Origin of the sequence: Limnobacter sp. (assembly GCF_036846585.1) — a bacterium.
GTDB lineage: Bacteria > Pseudomonadota > Gammaproteobacteria > Burkholderiales > Burkholderiaceae_B > Limnobacter.
This window is the reverse complement of sequence record NZ_DAIUBR010000034.1, coordinates 13,583-29,888: the sequence shown is the minus strand read 5'-3', so window position 1 is coordinate 29,888 and position 16,306 is coordinate 13,583. Positions and strand designations below refer to the sequence as shown.

Sequence of the window (16,306 nt, the reverse complement as noted above, 5' to 3'; positions counted from 1 at the left end):
AATTTGATTCATCGGTCAGTCGCCTTCAGTGTCAAGCACTGTCGTGCGCTGCCTTATGTCCTGTTATCGATGTCTGGAATTAAAACTTTAGGTCTTGGGTGTGAAATAAAAAATATTGTTTTTCCACCCTCAAGTTCGCCTGTCGCCCGTCGTAATCCGGTGTTTTTTTTGTGATGCACTTTGGGGCGAATCTGGATCCCCTCAAGTTTTCTTGAAAGGTGTACGTTATCCAATCAACGTGCTTAACAACTTAGTGTCCACCAAATGGGGCAATTCGAAGGGGGCTCGAACGAATGGGGGGATCCCCCAAACTGTGATTCTCCTTTGTGGCCATTTAGAGCACAGTAAGTACATGTAAGGCGGCTTCCTACACTTGGATTGCCGGGCCGGTGACTGAATGAATAGAGCTTGGATGATTCAGGTTGCCGACAGAACGACCGATGATGCGTATGAGGGAATTGTCGCTGTGATTCAAAACACGGCACAAATTTGGGATGCAGTAAAACAGAGATTGAATTGGAGGATGTTCAAATGAAAAGTACCCGTCTGCTGGATGAGATTCGCGAAACCAACCTGTCGTATTTGCTGCTGGCCCAGCAATTGATTCGCGAAGACCGCGCTGAAGCAACTTTCCGTCTTGGTATTTCCGACGAAGTGGCCGAGTTGATCGACCAGCTCACCACCGCCCAGGTGTTGAGAATTGCATCCAGTAACATGCTGATGTGCCGCTTCCGTTTTGATGATGAGGTGGTTTGGAACCTGTTGACCAGCCACACGAAAGATCGCAGCGTGTCTGGAATGCATGCCGCAATCATCATGTCGGGCAAGGCTGTTAACACGGCTGCTTAAAAGACGAAAAACATCCGGGTGTAATAACAAGAATTCACGCACCCAACATTGACATCAGACAGGGGTCAAAAAAATCATGGCTAAAGTAAAATCAATCATCGACGAAGCAGCGCAAATCCAGTTGGCCACCGAGCTGATCCGCCTGGACGCACGTTTGCAGGTTCTTGAATCTGAAACCCAGTTGTCGCGTGAGCGTTTGCTCAAGCTGTACAAGGAACTGAAGCACAAGTCGCCACCCAAAGGCATGCTGCCTTTCTCGACCGACTGGTTCATGACCTGGCAGCCCAATATTCATTCGTCGCTGTTTGTTAATATTTACCAGACGCTGATCAAGAGCACCGACATCGAAGACATTGAAGCCATCATCAAGGCTTACAGAATGTACCTGGAACAGATTGCCCAGCTGGGCTTGCCGGAAGTGTTGTCACTGACGCGCGCCTGGCGCCTCGTGAAGTTTTTTGATGCAGGCATGTTGACCACCACCGAATGCAAGGATTGTGAAGGCCGCTTTGTTGTTCACACCTACGAACTGGTCAATGACTATGTTTGTGGTTTGTGTCACATGCCTTCACGCGCGGGGAAAACGCGTCAGTCAGCCGCCGATCGTTTTTTTAACGAAGAGGCGAGCATCGAAGCCTGATTGTGTGGTTTGAAAAGCCCGCGGGAGAAGGGCTTACTTTTTACCCCCGCTGCAACTAAAGGTCCGGTTGCATCCTCCCACCCTCTGTCTCTTCCGGGTCTGCAGTGGGGGTTTCTCAACAATTCAATGGTCAGCCAATGTTGCTGGCCATTTTTGTATTCCCCCCCTAAAACGGCTAGCACCAAGGATTGTGAAATTCCCTGGGCCATGTGGTCATGCATTGAAATCGCCTAGAAAAGCCACTTTATTCAGACAAAAGATTTTACAAATTCTGCCGACAATACCTATACAGAAAAATCACTTTCCAACAGAGAACCCCATCCCATGTTAGTAGCAATAGGATTTGTCATTGTGACCTTCTCGGTGTTGGGTGGCTTCGCTTTCATGGGCGGTCACCTGGTAACCCTTTGGCAACCAGTCGAGGTATTGATTATTGGTGGTGGCGCGCTGGGTGCTTTTGTCGTCAGCAACACACCAAGCATTCTGAAGGCCACCGGCAAAGCCTTGGGTGGTGCATTCAAACCCAGTGCAATTACCAAGGCTTTTTACATGTCCCTGATGGCCTTGATGTATGAAATTCTGACCAAGGTTAGAAAAGAAGGTTTGATGTCTATTGAAGCGGATGTGGAAGAGCCGGATCAAAGCCCCTTGTTTCAAAAGTACCCCGAGGTGCTGGCCGACCATCACGTTGTTGAATTCATGACCGACTACCTTCGTTTGATGGTCAGTGGCAACCTGAACCCCATGGAAATCGAAAACCTGATGGATGGTGAACTTGAAACGCACCACCAGGAAGCGCATACCCCGCAATCGGCGGTTCAACAAATGGCCGACGGTTTGCCTGCGTTCGGTATCGTGGCAGCGGTAATGGGCGTGGTACACGTCATGGGTTCGGTGGGTCAGGTCAGTAACGCCGAGTTGGGTGTAATGATCGCCGCTGCCCTGGTGGGCACCTTTCTGGGGATTTTGCTGGCGTACGGTTTTGTAGGCCCGCTGGCCAGCATTATCAACCACAAAATCGCCGAGTCGTCCAAGCCGTTTGAGTGTGTGAAAACTACCTTGCTGGCCAGTTTGAACGGTTACTCGCCTGCCCTGGCTGTGGAGTTTGGGCGCAAGGTTCTTTATTCAACCGAGCGGCCAACTTTCATCGAGCTGGAAGAGCACGTGAAAAGTACCAAGGGCAAATAAGGACAAACACGCAACATGGCGAAGTCTGACGAAGAACGTCCAATCATCGTAATCAAGAAAATCAAGAAGGGTGGTCATGGCCACCACGGTGGCGCATGGAAAATTGCGTATGCCGACTTCGTGACTGCCATGATGGCGTTTTTTTTGTTGATGTGGTTGCTGGGTTCCACCTCGGAAGGCGACTTGCGGGGGATCTCCGAATACTTCAAGTCACCCTTGAAGGTCGCGTTGGTTGGGGGGCCTGGATCGGGTACTGCCACCAATATCATTGATGCTGGCGGAACTGATTTGTCGCGGTCTGTCGGTCAGATAAAAAGCGGCAGTAGTGACAAAGCAACAAACGCATCCACCTCCACCGCATCCAGCGAAGCCTTCGAAAAGGCAGAGGCCAAGCGCTTGCTGGAATTAAAGGGGGAAATAGAGGGCCTAATCGACGCATCAGATTTGATGAAACAGTTTAAAAATCAAATCATGCTCGACATTACGCCCGAAGGTTTGAGAATTCAGATTGTGGATGAGCGCAATCGCCCCATGTTTGATTCGGGCAGTGCAGTGCTGAAAGATTACATGAAGGATATTTTGAGAAGTTTGACGAAGTTGCTGAATCAGGTGCCGAATAAGTTGACCTTGTCTGGCCACACCGATGCAACCCCGTACGCGGCAGGCAACAAAGGTTACAGCAACTGGGAACTGTCGGCTGACAGGGCCAATGCCAGCCGGCGAGAGATGACCCTGGCAGGCATGCCAGACAACAAAATGCTGCGTGTGGTGGGCCTGGCTTCGTCGGTGTCGCTGGATGAGAAAGACCCCTACGCAGCGGTGAACAGGCGAATCGCGATTGTGGTGATGAACAAGCGCGCCGAAGAAGCTGTCAGGGCGTTGGCCAATCTGGATGAGGGAGAGGATCCGAATCTGATTGAGTTGCCCCCGGTGCCAAAAGTTGAAGGATTGCCGTTCCCGAAGAACGGCGAGAATACGAATTGAAAGAAATAGTCTATCTGTCAGGAGCAACACAATGCAAAACGATTACCGCTTGATGAACATGATTGATGAGAAGGCAAGGCTTGCGGGCTCCAATAAAATGGAGTTGCTCCTGTTTTCTTTGGGCTCAACCGAGGTTTTCGGTATCAATGTGTTCAAGGTTCGCGAGGTCTGTGAAACCTTGCCCATCACGCGCACACCCAACATGCCTGCTGGCGTTGAAGGGATCATTTCCCTGCGTGGCAGTATTTTGCCAGTCATCGACCTTGCCCAGTGCTTGCGCATGGACAACAGCGAGGCGCGTACCAAGCTGGTTATCACCGAGTTCTCATCCCACACCCAGGCCTTTCTGGTTCAGGACGTGGACCGCATTGTTCGCGTGGATTGGGAGCAGGTGAAGTCCCCGCAAAGCATCGGGCAATCGCAAAGCGCAATGATCACGGCGCTGACTGAATTGCCGGATGGAAAACTGGTGTCTATCCTGGATGTTGAGCAGATTCTCGGCGAAGTCATTGGCGAGGGTGATGTGCCCAACATGGACAGCCTGCGCCCGGATCACCCTTACCCTGTGTTTTTCGCAGACGATTCGAACATGGCCCGCAAGAAAATTACGGAAGTGCTTGAAAAGCTGCACCTGCCATACCAAAGCGCCACCAATGGCCGTGAGGCATGGGAGAAGCTGCGCAACATTGCAGGCCGTGCCGAGCAGGAAAACAAAAACCTCAAAGACGTGGTGTCACTGATTCTGGTTGATGCAGAGATGCCGGAAATGGATGGCTATGTTTTGACACGCCACATCAAGGAAGATCCACGATTCAAAGGCATTCCTGTCGTAATGCATTCGTCGCTTTCTTCCGTGGCCAACAAGAAGCTGGGTCAGCAAGTGGGTGTGGACGCCTATGTGGGCAAGTTTCACCCCGAAGAGCTGGCACAGATGGTTACCTCAATGCTTCACCCAGCGTAAGGAGCAAGCATGAACCCCGAAGATTTAAGAATCCTGATTGTTGATGACTTTTCGACCATGCGTCGAATTGTACGCAACCTGCTCAAGGAAATTGGATACAACAATGCCGACGAGGCAGAGGATGGTGCGGTTGCATTGTCCAAGCTGAAGGCAGGCAATTTCAATTTCGTGGTCAGCGACCTGAACATGCCAAACATGAACGGCTTTGAGCTGCTTCAGAACATTCGCGCAGATGCCGAGCTTAAACACCTGCCGGTGTTGTTGGTCACTGCCGAGGCGAAAAAGGAAGACATCGTGACCGCAGCGCAGATGGGCGCCAATGGTTATATCGTGAAGCCCTTTACCAAGGCCACCTTGGAAGAGAAGTTGGGCAAGATCGTCGCAAAGATGTCTGTATAAACCAAAAACCAGCAAAAGAAGAGAGGTCGCAAGGATGAATCCAGACAACCTGAAAAGCGGTGACAACGACGATTTGGAAGCGTTGTTTGACGAGATTGCAGAACAACGTGTTTGGGATGAAGAGGTGCCTGAGGCGTCCGAAGTACCGGCGGCAAGTCAAGGCAGTTCGGAAGACGAGCCGCGTGATGTGTTTCGCCGTGTTGGTTCATTGACCCGGAAACTGCACGATGCCCTTCGTGAACTGGGTTACGACAAAAGCGTTGAACATGCGGTCAATGCACTGCCTGATGCACGCGCACGCCTGAACTACATTGCCGACCTGACTGGCAAGGCCGCAGAGAAAGTGTTGGCCGCCGTAGAGGCATCGCAAAAGTTGAACGATGATTTGTCCGCTCGCGCGGCTGATTTGGATCGGAAGTGGGATCGGCTCTACAACAACGAGATGAGTCTGGAAGAATTCAAGTCGCATGCCCGCGAGAACCGTGAGTTCATCAAGGAATTCAGTCAATCCAGCAGCCAGTTGGGTGGACACCTGACCGACATCATGATGGCGCAAGACTTCCATGACCTGACCGGCCAAGTGGTCAATCGAATTGGCAACATGGCGCAAGGTCTTGAAGAACAGCTTGTTCAGTTGCTGCTGGACACCACGCCGGCCGATCAACGCAAGCAGGTTGAAGAAACATTCCTGAATGGCCCGGCCATGAATGCGGAAGGACGAACTGATGTGTGCAGCAATCAAAGTCAGGTTGATGACCTGCTGGAAAGCCTCGGCTTCTAACAACACGAACAACCAGGCTGAAGTGGGAGAATACAAATGAGCGCATTCAGTGACGTCGAACTGTTGCACGACTTCTTGACAGAAGCCGGTGACTTGTTGGAAGACGTGGACAGCAAACTGGTGGAGCTGGAGCAAAGCCCTGAAGATGCCGAGCTTTTGGCCACAGTGTTCCGTGGATTCCACACCATCAAGGGTGGTGCCGGTTTTCTGGAGGCAACACACCTGGTTGAGCTGTGTCACAAAACCGAAAATCTGTTCGACAAGCTTCGGTCCAAAAAACTTCTTCTGGATGCGGAAATGATGGATTCCATCATGGCTGCAACCGGCGAAGTGCACCGCATGTTTGGTGAAATGCGCAATGGTCACCAGCCGGGTGCGGCACCTGTTGAATTGCTGGATGCGCTGGACGCTGCAATTGAGGGTCGAACTGTGGCAGCCGCTGCGGTAGTGGAACAAGTTGCGATTCAGACTGCAAGCGAACAAGCTCACAGCCCCGTCGTAGCCGAAGATGATCTGGACTGGGCCGGATTGTATGAAGCGGTCGTGGGTGTTGCGCCCCGTGAACTGGAGCAGGCCGCATTGAGCACAGGCATGGCAACAGAAGCCATTTCAAGACAGGCCGCAGCGGCAGTTCGCCCCAAGGCGCCCGCATCCAAAGCCAAGGCCGCAGGCCCAGCTACAACCACAGCCAAGGAAAACAGCATTCGCGTAGATACGGTACGGTTTGACCAGATCCTGAACCTGAGCGGTGAAATTGGTTTGACCAAAAACCGCTTGAGTTGTTTGTTCCAGTCGATCAACGCGGGTGTGGTTAATGATGACTTGATCAAGTCCCTCGACACAGTGGTGGGCCAATTGGACATGCTGGTTTCCGATCTGCAATCTGCAGTCATGAAAGCCCGTATGCAACCCGTTGGGCGCGTGTTTCAGAAGTACAGTCGCCTGGCCCGTGATGTGTCGCGCCAACTGGGCAAGGACGTGGAACTGGTTATTGAAGGCGCAGAAACCGAAGTGGACAAGTCCATTCTTGAAGAACTGAATGACCCTCTGATTCACTTGGTGCGTAACGCGGTGGACCATGGTATTGAAACCATTGAAGACCGTATTGCGTGCGGGAAAAATCCGAAGGGCATCGTGAACCTGTCGGCCCGGCAGACAGGCGATCACATCGTGATTGAAATCCAGGATGACGGTCGAGGCATGCGCCCCGAGATCATTCGTGAAAAGGCAGTCGAGAAGGGGCTGATCAGTTCCGAAGAGGCCGGGCAGTTAAGTGTGCAGGAAAGCCTGCAACTAATCTTCCTGCCTGGATTCTCTACCAAAGATCAAATTTCAGACATTTCCGGGCGAGGTGTTGGCATGGATGTTGTGAAAACCAACATTCAACGCCTCAATGGCCGGATCGAAATTCAATCTGAACCGGGGCATGGTTCCAAAATTACCATCCTGTTGCCATTGACCCTGGCCATTTTGCCAGTGTTGATGTTGAAGCTTGAAGAACAAATTTATTCGTTGCCTTTGTCCAGCGTACGGGAAATTATTCCGATTGAAGAAGACAGGGTGCAGTTTGTCAGTGGAAAGCCCACCATGGTGGTTCGCGGTGAGGTTATTCCATTGCTCGATCTTGCAACATTGATTGGCCGTGAATCAAATCCCGGCCCCAAGGTGGGTGTGTTGGCTGTTAGTGGCGACAGGGCCTGCATTCTGGCAGTCGATTCTTTGGTTGGTCAGGATGAAGTCATGATCAAACCCTTGGAGGGGATCAAACCCAAGGGTGTTGCAGGGGCAACTTTGTCAGGTGAAGGCTTGCTGGTGCTGGTGCTTGAGTTGCGTGAACTGATTGAAGGAAAGTTGTAGATTGTGACAAGAACTAAGGTGCTTTTCTACTCGTTCTAGCCAGTTTGGGTAGTCCCTTCAGCCGTGATAATCAGACAACAGCGCACGCCGCGAATCTAATTTACACACTCGGCGAATCAAGCCGGGGGCAAGGAGTATATTTCATGAGTTCACTGTATCGCTCGATTGAGAAAAGTTTTTTCTACACCCTCAGTCGGAAATTGTTTGGCAATGTCATGGGCATTGCAAGTGTTGTGCTGATTGCTTATCTGGTTCTGTATGTCTGGGCCATCGGCAAACTCGATGCGGTACAAATGAGCGAATTCCGATTGATTCTGGGAATGTCTCTAGGGTTCACTCTGCTGGCCTGCGCCGGGGCGTTTGTGTACCTGCGCCACTTGATTGTGCGTCCGGTTCATTTGCTCAGTGACCGAATGGATCAACTGGCCAATGGTGAAGGCGATTTGTCGGTGAATTTGCCCACAGTGACTCAGGATGAGCTTCGTGATCTGGCCGAAAACTACAACGCATTCATGGTTCGCCTGCGCGATCTGATTCATGAAATTCGCAGAATGACGTCCCAGGTTTCAATGGAATCTGTTCGTGTATCCGGCAGTCTGAAGGACGCAAGCCGCACTGCGGAGAAGCAGGGCAGCATCACCACCGAAATTTTTCAGGCAGCAGACATGGCGTCGCAGGCCATGGAAAATGTTTCCAACAGCGCGAATTATTTGTCCACAGCCACTGGTGAGCATCTGGAGACCGTGAATTCCTCTTACCGGGAATTACTCAGCGTGGCCGATGAAATGAATCAGGCGTCTGGCAGTTTGAGCAGCTTTGGCAACACGGTTGAAAAGCTTGCGCAAACCGGCAAGGGCATTGAACACATTGTCAAATTGATCAACGACATTTCCGACCAAACCAATCTGTTGGCTTTGAATGCAGCCATTGAAGCGGCGCGTGCCGGCGAGCAGGGTCGTGGTTTTGCTGTGGTGGCCGATGAAGTGCGTGGTCTGGCTGAACGTGTGAAGTCTGCCACTGGCGAAATCCGTGGGAATATTTCTTCCATGCTGAAACTGGTGGGCGAAACACAGGAAGAAACCCGCGAAATCAACAAAAGCATTACAAAAGGGCAGCAAACTGTCAGCACCTCGTCTGCCAAGTTTTCTGGCATGGTGCACAGTTTTGAGGAAATGAGTGTCCAGATCAATGACGTGACGCAGCAAGTGCAGTCCGTCAAGCAAATCAATATGGAAGTGTCGGGAATGGCCTCGCAGATTCGCGATACGGCGCAGTCTGTTATTACTCAAACCACTGAATCCGAGAAATCGAGTACCGAATTGGCCACTGCCACAGACCGCATTAAGGAACTGGTTGCTCGTTTCAAAATTGGCAAGGGCGCATACGAGCAGATTATCGAGCAGGCTCTGTTGGCGCGCGAGCAATGTAAAAATATTCTGATCGACGCAATGGACAACGGGCACGACATTTTTGATGAGATCTACAAACCCATTCCGAATTCCAATCCGCAAAAGTACAGCACACGTTACGACCGTGCTGTGGAGCGTCAGCTTCAGGGCGCGTACGACCAATTGGTGGCCAATGTGCCGGGTTCGGTATTTTCGCTGTGTGTGGACCGCAAAGGTTATGCGCCCACCCACAACAGCAAGTATTCACGTCCATTGACCGGCGACTTGAAAAAAGATTTGGTGGAAAGCCGCGACAAGCGTATGTTTAGTGACCCCGTGGGTTTGCGTGCTGCGCAAAACCTGTCGCCCTGGTTGCTGCAAACCTATCGCCGCGACACCGGCGAAGTGTTGAATGATTTGTCTTTGCCCATTGAAATCAATGGGCGCCACTGGGGTGGCATACGCCTGGGCTTTAGTCCCGAGCTATTGATCAAAGACTGACGAATGACGGATAGGGGTCCGTTTTAGGCCGCGCACTGTCGCGGCTTTTTTTATGTTCACTGAATATTGTTAACCCACAGTTTCAAGGGCGCTTCGCAGTTTTGTAGTACGTCAATCAGCCTTGAAGTGCTGTTTTCAAAGCTGGCAATGCTTTTCACGCCGGATTGACGACAGGCCACCTCCAGGTCTTCGGCCAACCTGCGGGCCGTTTCAAAACCGATGGCTGCTGCAGACCCTTTCACAGTGTGGGCCGCTTCGCCCAATCCCTGAAGGTCCTGACGTTCGCAGGCGGCTTGCAGCTGGCTGATGTAGCCCTGACATTCTTTGATGAACACGGCAATCAGCGCGGTCATTAACGCAGCGTCGTTGTCCAGGCGGATCAACGCCTCGCGTGGGTCGTATTGCATGGTGTTGTCGCCTTCAATTTCAAGTAGTGTCATGTTACCCGCTCAATTCGGGGTTTTGAATTGCACCCATCCTTTTCATAATAAGAACATTCCAACACCACAGGTGCTGCTTTGGCAGAAGAAACCGATCAGGAAAAAGACTTACCCGCGTCGGAACAGAAGATCCGTAAAGCGCGAGAGGAAGGCAATCTCCCCCGATCCAGAGAACTGGGCGGGGGCGTTGTGCTGCTTGCCGGGGTTGGTTTGCTGTATTCCATGGGCGGCGAATTGGTGGGGCAAAGTGAAAAGCTGATGCGACAAGGTCTTGTGCTGGAACGTGCGCACGCCTTTGATACCAAGTACATGGGTTTGAAATGGGTTTCCATGCTTCAGGAAAGTCTGGTTATTCTTGGGCCACTTTTTTTGGTGGTGGTGTTTGCCGCCATTTTTTCCAATGTGATGGTGGGTGGGTTTAACTGGTCCACCAAACCGCTGGAACCAAAGTTTTCCAAGTTGAATCCAGTCAAGGGTTTGAAGAATATTTTCTCGGTCAATGGATTGGCTGAGCTGGTCAAAGCCATACTGAAAACATTGGTGCTGGGCGGGGTTGGTTACCTGCTGTTGATGCAGGACCTTGGTGAGTTCACGCAACTGTCCGCCATGCCTCTTGAACACGGCATGGCCGAGACGGCGCGCATCACCATCAAAGACGCCCTGATTCTGGCAATCTCTTTCCTGTTGATTGTATCGATTGATGTGCCATACCAGTTGTGGCGCTATTACAAGGGTTTGCGCATGAACCTTGAAGAACTCAAGCGCGAATCAAAAGAATCGGATGGTGATCCGCATTTGAAAGGCAAGATCAAGAGCATGCAGCGTGAAGCGGCACGCCGACGCATGATGGCGTCTGTTCCAAATGCAGATGTGATTGTCACCAACCCGACCCACTATTCCGTGGCCTTGAAATACGACAAGGATGGCAAAGGTGCGCCGCGCGTGGTCGCCAAAGGCATTGGCCCACTGGCCCTGAAAATTCGGGAAGTGGCCAAGGAACACAAAGTACCCATGGTGGAAGCACCGCCGTTGGCCCGTGCCTTGTATTCCAACGTAGACCTTGAGCAGGAAATTCCCGGTGCCTTGTACACGGCTGTGGCCAAGTTGCTGGCTTATGTGTATGCCTTGGCCGAGGGAAGGGCGCATTTGGTTGAAGTGCCAGGTGATGCGGACATTCCGAAAGGCATGGATCCAGGGCCGGCGGTTTGATTTGCTACTCGGCTACGGTTTTCTGGCCAACTAGGCAGTGGGTTGCTTGATCCCCACTCCGATTGGGGTAAAAGAATCTGCAGGCGAGCAATCCAATCCACAATAAGGCGGTAATTCACCCTCAATTCCATCATTGAGAAAAGCTAAAGTTTCCCATAATTGAACCGTTAACCACTTGATGGGCGGGACTGTGGCTTCCTCCGCATTTTCACTAGATTTTATAAAAGCAGGCTTGGGCGGCGAAAAGGCAAAAACCTTGGGCGCACCCATCTTCATCATCATGATTCTTGTCATGATGATTTTGCCTGTACCGCCTTTCGCACTCGATCTGTTTTTTACATTCAACATCGCGCTCAGCCTCATGGTGCTGGTCGCAAGCCTGTACACCACACGCCCGCTCGACTTCGCTGCATTCCCCACCATTTTGCTGGTCACCACGCTATTGCGCCTGAGCTTGAACGTGGCCTCCACCCGCGTGGTGTTGATGAACGGCCATGAAGGCCCCGATGCTGCCGGCAAGGTGATTGAAGCTTTTGGCCACTTCCTGGTGGGTGGCAACCTGGCTGTGGGTATTGTGGTGTTCGTCATCTTGATGTTGATCAACTTTGTAGTGATCACGAAAGGTGCTGGCCGAATTGCTGAAGTGTCCGCACGCTTTACCCTGGACGCCATGCCCGGCAAACAAATGGCCATTGACGCCGACTTGAATGCCGGTTTGATTGCTGAAGACGAAGCCCGCAAGCGCCGCGCCGAAGTAAGTCAGGAAGCCGAGTTTTTTGGTTCAATGGACGGTGCCAGCAAGTTCGTTCGTGGCGATGCAATGGCCGGTATCATGATCCTGATCATCAACATCATTGGCGGTTTCGCCGTGGGTGTGATGCAGCACGACATGACTTTCGCCGACGCAGGTACCAATTACGTGTTGTTGGCCATTGGCGACGGCTTGGTTGCCCAGGTGCCCGCACTGGTTATTTCGATCGCAGCCGGTCTGGTTGTGGCCCGTGTGGGTCAAGGCCAGGACATCGGCACCCAGTTGGCCAGTCAGTTGCTCAAGTCGCCCCAGGCTGTGGGCATTACCGCAGGCATTATGGGTTTGTTGGGCATTATCCCCGGCATGCCCAGTTTTGCATTCCTGCTGTTGGCCGCGGGATTTGGTTATTTGTCATATCACTTGTCGACCAAAGGCAATATCAAAAAAGTGGTTTCAACCACGGAAGACCAGGAAAAAATCAAGGCCGCCACCACCGAGGCACAAGAAGCAACCTGGGACGACCTTGTGCCCATCGACACCATTGCGCTGGAAGTGGGCTACCGTTTGATCGCCCTGGTGGACAACAAACAAGACGGCGACCTGCTCAAACGCATCAAAGCCATTCGCAAAAAGTTTGCACAGGAAATTGGTTTCCTGCCACCCGCTGTTCACCTGCGTGACAACCTGGAACTGCGCCCCTCTGTGTATCGTATTTTGCTCAAAGGCGTGTGCATGGGCGAGGGCGAAGTATTCCCGAACCAGCACCTGGCCATCAACCCCGGCCGTGTGACCATGCAATTGCCCGGTCCACAAACCACAGACCCCGCATTTGGCTTGCCCGCTGTGTGGATTTCTGACGATCAAAAAGAAAAAGCCAATGCGGCGGGTTACACCGTGGTTGATGCCTCCACTGTGGTGGCCACTCACCTGTCACATATTTTACAAACCTCGGCTGCCCAGTTGCTGGGTCGCACGGAAACCCAGCAGTTGCTGGACCATTGTGCGAAGTCGTCGCCCAAGGTTGTGGAAGACCTCACCCCCAAGCTGCTGGATGTGGCCGTTATTCAGAAAGTGCTTCAAAACCTGCTGGAAGAAAGTGTTCACATTCGCGACCTGCGGACCATTTTTGAAACCCTGCTTGAAAATGGCGTTCGCACCAAGAATCCGCTTGAACTGACCGCTGTCGTGCGCATCGCACTGGGCCGCGCCATTGTGCAGGCCTTGGCGGGTACCAACGACGATCTCAACGTGTTGGTGATGGAACCCAAGCTTGAGCAAATGATTACCCATGCCCATTCTGCGGCTGGGCATGACCAGGTGGGCATTGACCCCAATCTGGCAGAAACCCTGGCCCGCCAAACTGCGGATGCCGCAGGTCGTCAGGAACAGCTGGGTCAAAGCCCAGTGTTGCTGGTGCCTGATGCATTGCGTTTGTCCATGGCCCGCCTGTTAAAGCGCGCCACACCCAATCTTCGGGTGCTGTCGCACAGTGAAATTCCCGAAAACCGAACTATCCGCGTTGCGCAAGTCGTAGGAGCGAAAGCATGAAGCTGAAAAAATTCACAGCCCCCACCACGCGGGAGGCATTACAAAAGCTGCGTGCTGAACTTGGCGAGGACGCCATTATTTTGTCGACCAAGCAAACCGCGGCAGGCACTGAAGTGCTGGCAGCTTCATCTCACGATCTGGACATGGTCACTGAAAAGCCAGCAGCCCCAGCACCAGCATCGTGGACCAAAGCCGATCGCGCCCAGCTTGCCGTTGGGGAACCTGATCGCCAGCCCACACCGGCTGAGCGCGTTGCGCAGCAAGTGGCGGCCCAACGCGATGTGCTGATTAATCGAACCCCGGTGGTGGAACAGGTCGCGCAGAGGGCCCTGCCAGCAAACGACATGGTCAATGAACAGACCGCCGTGCTGGATGAAATCAAACAGATGCGCCAGTTGTTGAAAGATCAAATGGCCATGATGACCTGGCGTGATGGGCTGGAAAAAAATCCCCAGCGCGGTGAGTTGTGGAACCTGTTGACCCAATCGGGTTTCTCGCCTTTGTTTGCACGCACTGTGGTTGAAAACCTGCCGTCAGGCCTGTCCGAAACCCAGATGCAGGATTGGGCCATGAATGTGCTCAAGAAAAACCTCAGCGTGGTACCCGCCAGCAAAGACATTGTTGAAACCGGCGGCACATTTGCACTTGTGGGCCCCACGGGTGTTGGAAAAACCACCACCACAGCAAAAATGGCGGCACGTTGCGTGGTCAAGTACGGCGCTGATTCGCTGGGTTTGATCACCACTGACAGTTATCGGATTGGCGCACAAGACCAACTGCGCATTTACGGCAAAATTCTGGGCGTGCAGGTGTACACCGCACAAACCCATGCAGACCTGCTGCAATTGCGCAACAGTATGCAACGCAAGCGTTTGATTTTGATCGACACCGTGGGCATGGGCCAGCGCGATTCACGTGTGTCCGAACAAACCAAAATACTGACCGACAGCCATGTAAAGCGTGTGCTGCTTCTGAACGCCACCAGCCAGCCGGAAACGCTGGACGATGTGGTGCGCCATTACAAAAGCACAGGCCTGAGTGGTGCGATTTTGTCCAAACTGGACGAAGCCATCAAAATTGGTGGTGTGCTCGATGTGGTCATGCGTCACAAGCTGACCCTGCAATACATTGCGACTGGTCAGCGCGTGCCCGAAGACTTGTTCCCGGCCGATCCCCGAGTGTTGGTGCACCGCGCCATGCGTTCGCGCAGCAGCCAGGCCTTTCAAGCCTCGAGCGAAGAATTGAAATGGAAAATGGCCCAAGTCTCCACGACTGGCATTTAAACTTTCATGGTCAACTGAAACACATGGATCAAGCCAAAACACTGCGACACCTGCTGGGCCGGAAACACGCCACCATTCACCCGATACTGGGCGACATGGCTTGCGACTATGCCGCCTGCCTGGGGCGTTTTGTACTTGAACAGCAAGCCCGCCAGGACCGGGTCGCCGTGTTGTTCGACGGCTCCGTTGCAGGTTTATTGCAATTGCTCCCCAGTGGGGCTGGCACTGACCTGATTGAATTCTTCAATGGCAAATTGAATCTTGAAGACCAGGTGGTTCAACTGGCCCAAGGCCAGTACCTGGTGGTCGCCAGACAAGGGCTGCAAGCACTGGTTCAAAAACCGGCCCAGGCTGCAGCATTGCTGGGCAAGCTGCACCGCATGCCGGTCAGTTGCGACCGCTATTACGCCACCTTGCCCTACGAGGCTGTTGCGCTGGCGCAGGCATTTTCACCCGGCGACGAATGGTATTGGGTGGTTCAACCCACTGCCAGATCGGTTACACGTACCTTTCAAGCCATTCGAACTTCGAAAGGGGGAGACGAAAATATTCAACACCGTGTTATTGTTGCAGGTGTTAAAGATGCAAATGAAGCTGATCACGTGTTTGCGAACCTGTCCGAGAGCACCTCGCACTTTTTGGCAAACCCCTTGCAGTATGCGGGGCACTTGCCTGCGTTGTTGCCGGGCAAGGCGCTGAATCAGGTCAGTCGGGAGATGATTGCAGCAGGCCGGCGAATCGCGAAAGCCATTTGTTCTTTCGACGAACACGCACTGGCGTAATAACAAGACAGGAAGCAGAATTCCATGTACACAGCCCAGGGCACCCTAGACAAATCCAGGCAGATCGACCAGTACATACCACTGGTGCGCAGGCTCGCCCACCACTTGATCGCCAAGCTGCCAGCTTCGGTGCAAATTGACGACTTGATCCAGGCTGGTTTGATCGGCCTGATGGACGCCATTACCCGATTTGAAGAAGGGCAGGGTGCACAGTTTGAAACCTATGCCAGCCAACGTATTCGTGGTTCCATGCTGGATGAATTGCGTTCGGCAGACTGGATGCCGCGAGGCGTTCGCCAGGCGCAACGAAAAATTGAAACGGCAACCATGAAGGCCGAGCAGAAGCTTGGACGGTCTGCCTCTGAAAAAGAAATTGCCGATGTGCTGGGTGTGAGCCTGGAAGAGTACCAGGACATGTTGTTTGATTCACGCGGCGCACAGCTCGTGTTTTACGACGATTACGCCGATGACGGCGATGGCGAGGGCTATCTCGATCGCCAGATGGACGGTGATGAAGAAGCCAACCCCCTTGAAATGCTGGGCGACCATCGATTCAGGGAAACCCTGATTCAGGCCATTGAAGACCTGCCCGAGCGTGAAAAAATGCTGATGGGCCTGTATTATGAGCAAGAGTTAAACTTCCGTGAAATTGCGGCAGTTCTTGGCGTGACAGAATCCCGCGTGTGCCAGTTGCACACCCAGGCCGTCAGTCGCCTCAAGATCAAGCTTCGCGACCACTAAATCC

General features: G+C 52.6%; 16 protein-coding genes. 14 read left to right on the top strand and 2 right to left on the bottom strand.

Annotation, left to right across the window (positions count from 1 at the left end; genetic code table 11):
- The first annotated feature begins 531 nt into the window (after positions 1-531).
- The 9 genes from flhD (at position 532) to V7028_RS13155 (ending at position 9,548) form a co-directional block, all read left to right on the top strand.
- A complete protein-coding gene (gene flhD / locus V7028_RS13195; protein WP_334120545.1) occupies positions 532-849 on the top strand; it encodes a flagellar transcriptional regulator FlhD in 318 nt (105 codons plus the stop codon).
- A gap of 76 nt (positions 850-925) precedes the next feature.
- Positions 926-1,489 carry a flagellar transcriptional regulator FlhC gene (flhC, locus tag V7028_RS13190; RefSeq protein ID WP_334120544.1) on the top strand — a complete coding sequence of 188 codons (564 nt, stop codon included), beginning with the start codon at positions 926-928 and terminating at the stop codon, positions 1,487-1,489.
- 324 nt (positions 1,490-1,813) lie between these two features.
- A complete protein-coding gene (gene motA, locus V7028_RS13185) occupies positions 1,814-2,677 on the top strand; it encodes a flagellar motor stator protein MotA (protein WP_334120543.1) in 864 nt (287 codons plus the stop codon).
- Positions 2,678-2,692: 15 nt separating this feature from the next.
- Positions 2,693-3,661, top strand: a complete 969-nt coding sequence (gene motB / locus V7028_RS13180; protein ID WP_334120542.1) for a flagellar motor protein MotB — start codon at positions 2,693-2,695, stop codon at positions 3,659-3,661.
- A gap of 31 nt (positions 3,662-3,692) precedes the next feature.
- Positions 3,693-4,622 (top strand): chemotaxis protein, encoded by a 930-nt coding sequence (locus V7028_RS13175; protein WP_334120541.1) that lies wholly within the window; start codon positions 3,693-3,695, stop codon positions 4,620-4,622.
- Positions 4,623-4,631: 9 nt separating this feature from the next.
- Positions 4,632-5,021: a chemotaxis response regulator CheY gene (gene cheY, locus V7028_RS13170; protein ID WP_334120540.1), complete on the top strand. Its 390-nt coding sequence runs from the start codon at positions 4,632-4,634 to the stop codon at positions 5,019-5,021.
- A gap of 34 nt (positions 5,022-5,055) precedes the next feature.
- Positions 5,056-5,802 (top strand): protein phosphatase CheZ, encoded by a 747-nt coding sequence (locus V7028_RS13165; protein ID WP_334120539.1) that lies wholly within the window; start codon positions 5,056-5,058, stop codon positions 5,800-5,802.
- A gap of 36 nt (positions 5,803-5,838) precedes the next feature.
- Positions 5,839-7,659, top strand: coding sequence for a chemotaxis protein CheA (locus tag V7028_RS13160; RefSeq protein WP_334120538.1), 1,821 nt, complete (start codon positions 5,839-5,841; stop codon positions 7,657-7,659).
- A 143-nt stretch (positions 7,660-7,802) separates the two neighbouring features.
- Entirely contained in the window at positions 7,803-9,548 is a 1,746-nt protein-coding gene (locus tag V7028_RS13155; protein ID WP_334120537.1) for a methyl-accepting chemotaxis protein, read from the top strand.
- A gap of 56 nt (positions 9,549-9,604) precedes the next feature.
- On the opposite strand, the gene V7028_RS13150 is transcribed toward V7028_RS13155, so the two are convergent.
- Positions 9,605-9,988, bottom strand: coding sequence for an Hpt domain-containing protein (locus tag V7028_RS13150; protein WP_334120536.1), 384 nt, complete (start codon positions 9,986-9,988; stop codon positions 9,605-9,607).
- A 78-nt stretch (positions 9,989-10,066) separates the two neighbouring features.
- Here V7028_RS13150 and flhB point away from each other — a divergent pair, with 78 nt between their 5' ends.
- Complete coding sequence (gene flhB, locus V7028_RS13145; protein WP_334120535.1) at positions 10,067-11,197, top strand: flagellar biosynthesis protein FlhB; 1,131 nt, start codon at positions 10,067-10,069, stop codon at positions 11,195-11,197.
- Positions 11,198-11,227: 30 nt separating this feature from the next.
- Here flhB and V7028_RS13140 read toward each other — a convergent pair whose 3' ends face one another.
- On the bottom strand, positions 11,228-11,479 hold the full coding sequence (locus V7028_RS13140) for a hypothetical protein (RefSeq protein WP_334120534.1): 252 nt from the start codon (positions 11,477-11,479) through the stop codon (positions 11,228-11,230).
- Here V7028_RS13140 and flhA point away from each other — a divergent pair.
- The 4 genes from flhA to V7028_RS13120 are packed head-to-tail and all read left to right on the top strand — an operon-like array spanning position 11,478 to position 16,302.
- Positions 11,478-13,496, top strand: coding sequence for a flagellar biosynthesis protein FlhA (gene flhA, locus V7028_RS13135; RefSeq protein ID WP_334120546.1), 2,019 nt, complete (start codon positions 11,478-11,480; stop codon positions 13,494-13,496). The two genes, V7028_RS13140 and flhA, sit on opposite strands and share 2 nt — an antisense overlap.
- Positions 13,493-14,779: a flagellar biosynthesis protein FlhF gene (flhF, locus tag V7028_RS13130; protein WP_334120533.1), complete on the top strand. Its 1,287-nt coding sequence runs from the start codon at positions 13,493-13,495 to the stop codon at positions 14,777-14,779. The genes flhA and flhF overlap by 4 nt, the downstream gene beginning before the upstream one ends.
- A 23-nt stretch (positions 14,780-14,802) precedes the next feature.
- Positions 14,803-15,561 (top strand): hypothetical protein, encoded by a 759-nt coding sequence (locus V7028_RS13125; protein ID WP_334120532.1) that lies wholly within the window; start codon positions 14,803-14,805, stop codon positions 15,559-15,561.
- Positions 15,562-15,585: 24 nt separating this feature from the next.
- Positions 15,586-16,302: an RNA polymerase sigma factor FliA gene (locus V7028_RS13120; RefSeq protein WP_334120531.1), complete on the top strand. Its 717-nt coding sequence runs from the start codon at positions 15,586-15,588 to the stop codon at positions 16,300-16,302.
- The last annotated feature ends 4 nt before the right edge of the window (positions 16,303-16,306 follow it).

What these genes read in the sequence shown, in the direction of transcription:
- flhD (WP_334120545.1), top strand. Translation starts at nt 532, where the DNA reads ATGAAAAGTACCCGTCTGCTGGATGAGATTCGCGAAACCAACCTGTCG.
- flhC (WP_334120544.1), top strand. Translation starts at nt 926, where the DNA reads ATGGCTAAAGTAAAATCAATCATCGACGAAGCAGCGCAAATCCAGTTG.
- motA (WP_334120543.1), top strand. Translation starts at nt 1,814, where the DNA reads ATGTTAGTAGCAATAGGATTTGTCATTGTGACCTTCTCGGTGTTGGGT.
- motB (WP_334120542.1), top strand. Translation starts at nt 2,693, where the DNA reads ATGGCGAAGTCTGACGAAGAACGTCCAATCATCGTAATCAAGAAAATC.
- V7028_RS13175 (WP_334120541.1), top strand. Translation starts at nt 3,693, where the DNA reads ATGCAAAACGATTACCGCTTGATGAACATGATTGATGAGAAGGCAAGG.
- cheY (WP_334120540.1), top strand. Translation starts at nt 4,632, where the DNA reads ATGAACCCCGAAGATTTAAGAATCCTGATTGTTGATGACTTTTCGACC.
- V7028_RS13165 (WP_334120539.1), top strand. Translation starts at nt 5,056, where the DNA reads ATGAATCCAGACAACCTGAAAAGCGGTGACAACGACGATTTGGAAGCG.
- V7028_RS13160 (WP_334120538.1), top strand. Translation starts at nt 5,839, where the DNA reads ATGAGCGCATTCAGTGACGTCGAACTGTTGCACGACTTCTTGACAGAA.
- V7028_RS13155 (WP_334120537.1), top strand. Translation starts at nt 7,803, where the DNA reads ATGAGTTCACTGTATCGCTCGATTGAGAAAAGTTTTTTCTACACCCTC.
- V7028_RS13150 (WP_334120536.1), bottom strand. Translation starts at nt 9,988, where the DNA reads ATGACACTACTTGAAATTGAAGGCGACAACACCATGCAATACGACCCA.
- flhA (WP_334120546.1), top strand. Translation starts at nt 11,478, where the DNA reads ATGATTCTTGTCATGATGATTTTGCCTGTACCGCCTTTCGCACTCGAT.
- V7028_RS13140 (WP_334120534.1), bottom strand. Translation starts at nt 11,479, where the DNA reads ATGATGATGAAGATGGGTGCGCCCAAGGTTTTTGCCTTTTCGCCGCCC.
- flhF (WP_334120533.1), top strand. Translation starts at nt 13,493, where the DNA reads ATGAAGCTGAAAAAATTCACAGCCCCCACCACGCGGGAGGCATTACAA.
- V7028_RS13125 (WP_334120532.1), top strand. Translation starts at nt 14,803, where the DNA reads ATGGATCAAGCCAAAACACTGCGACACCTGCTGGGCCGGAAACACGCC.
- V7028_RS13120 (WP_334120531.1), top strand. Translation starts at nt 15,586, where the DNA reads ATGTACACAGCCCAGGGCACCCTAGACAAATCCAGGCAGATCGACCAG.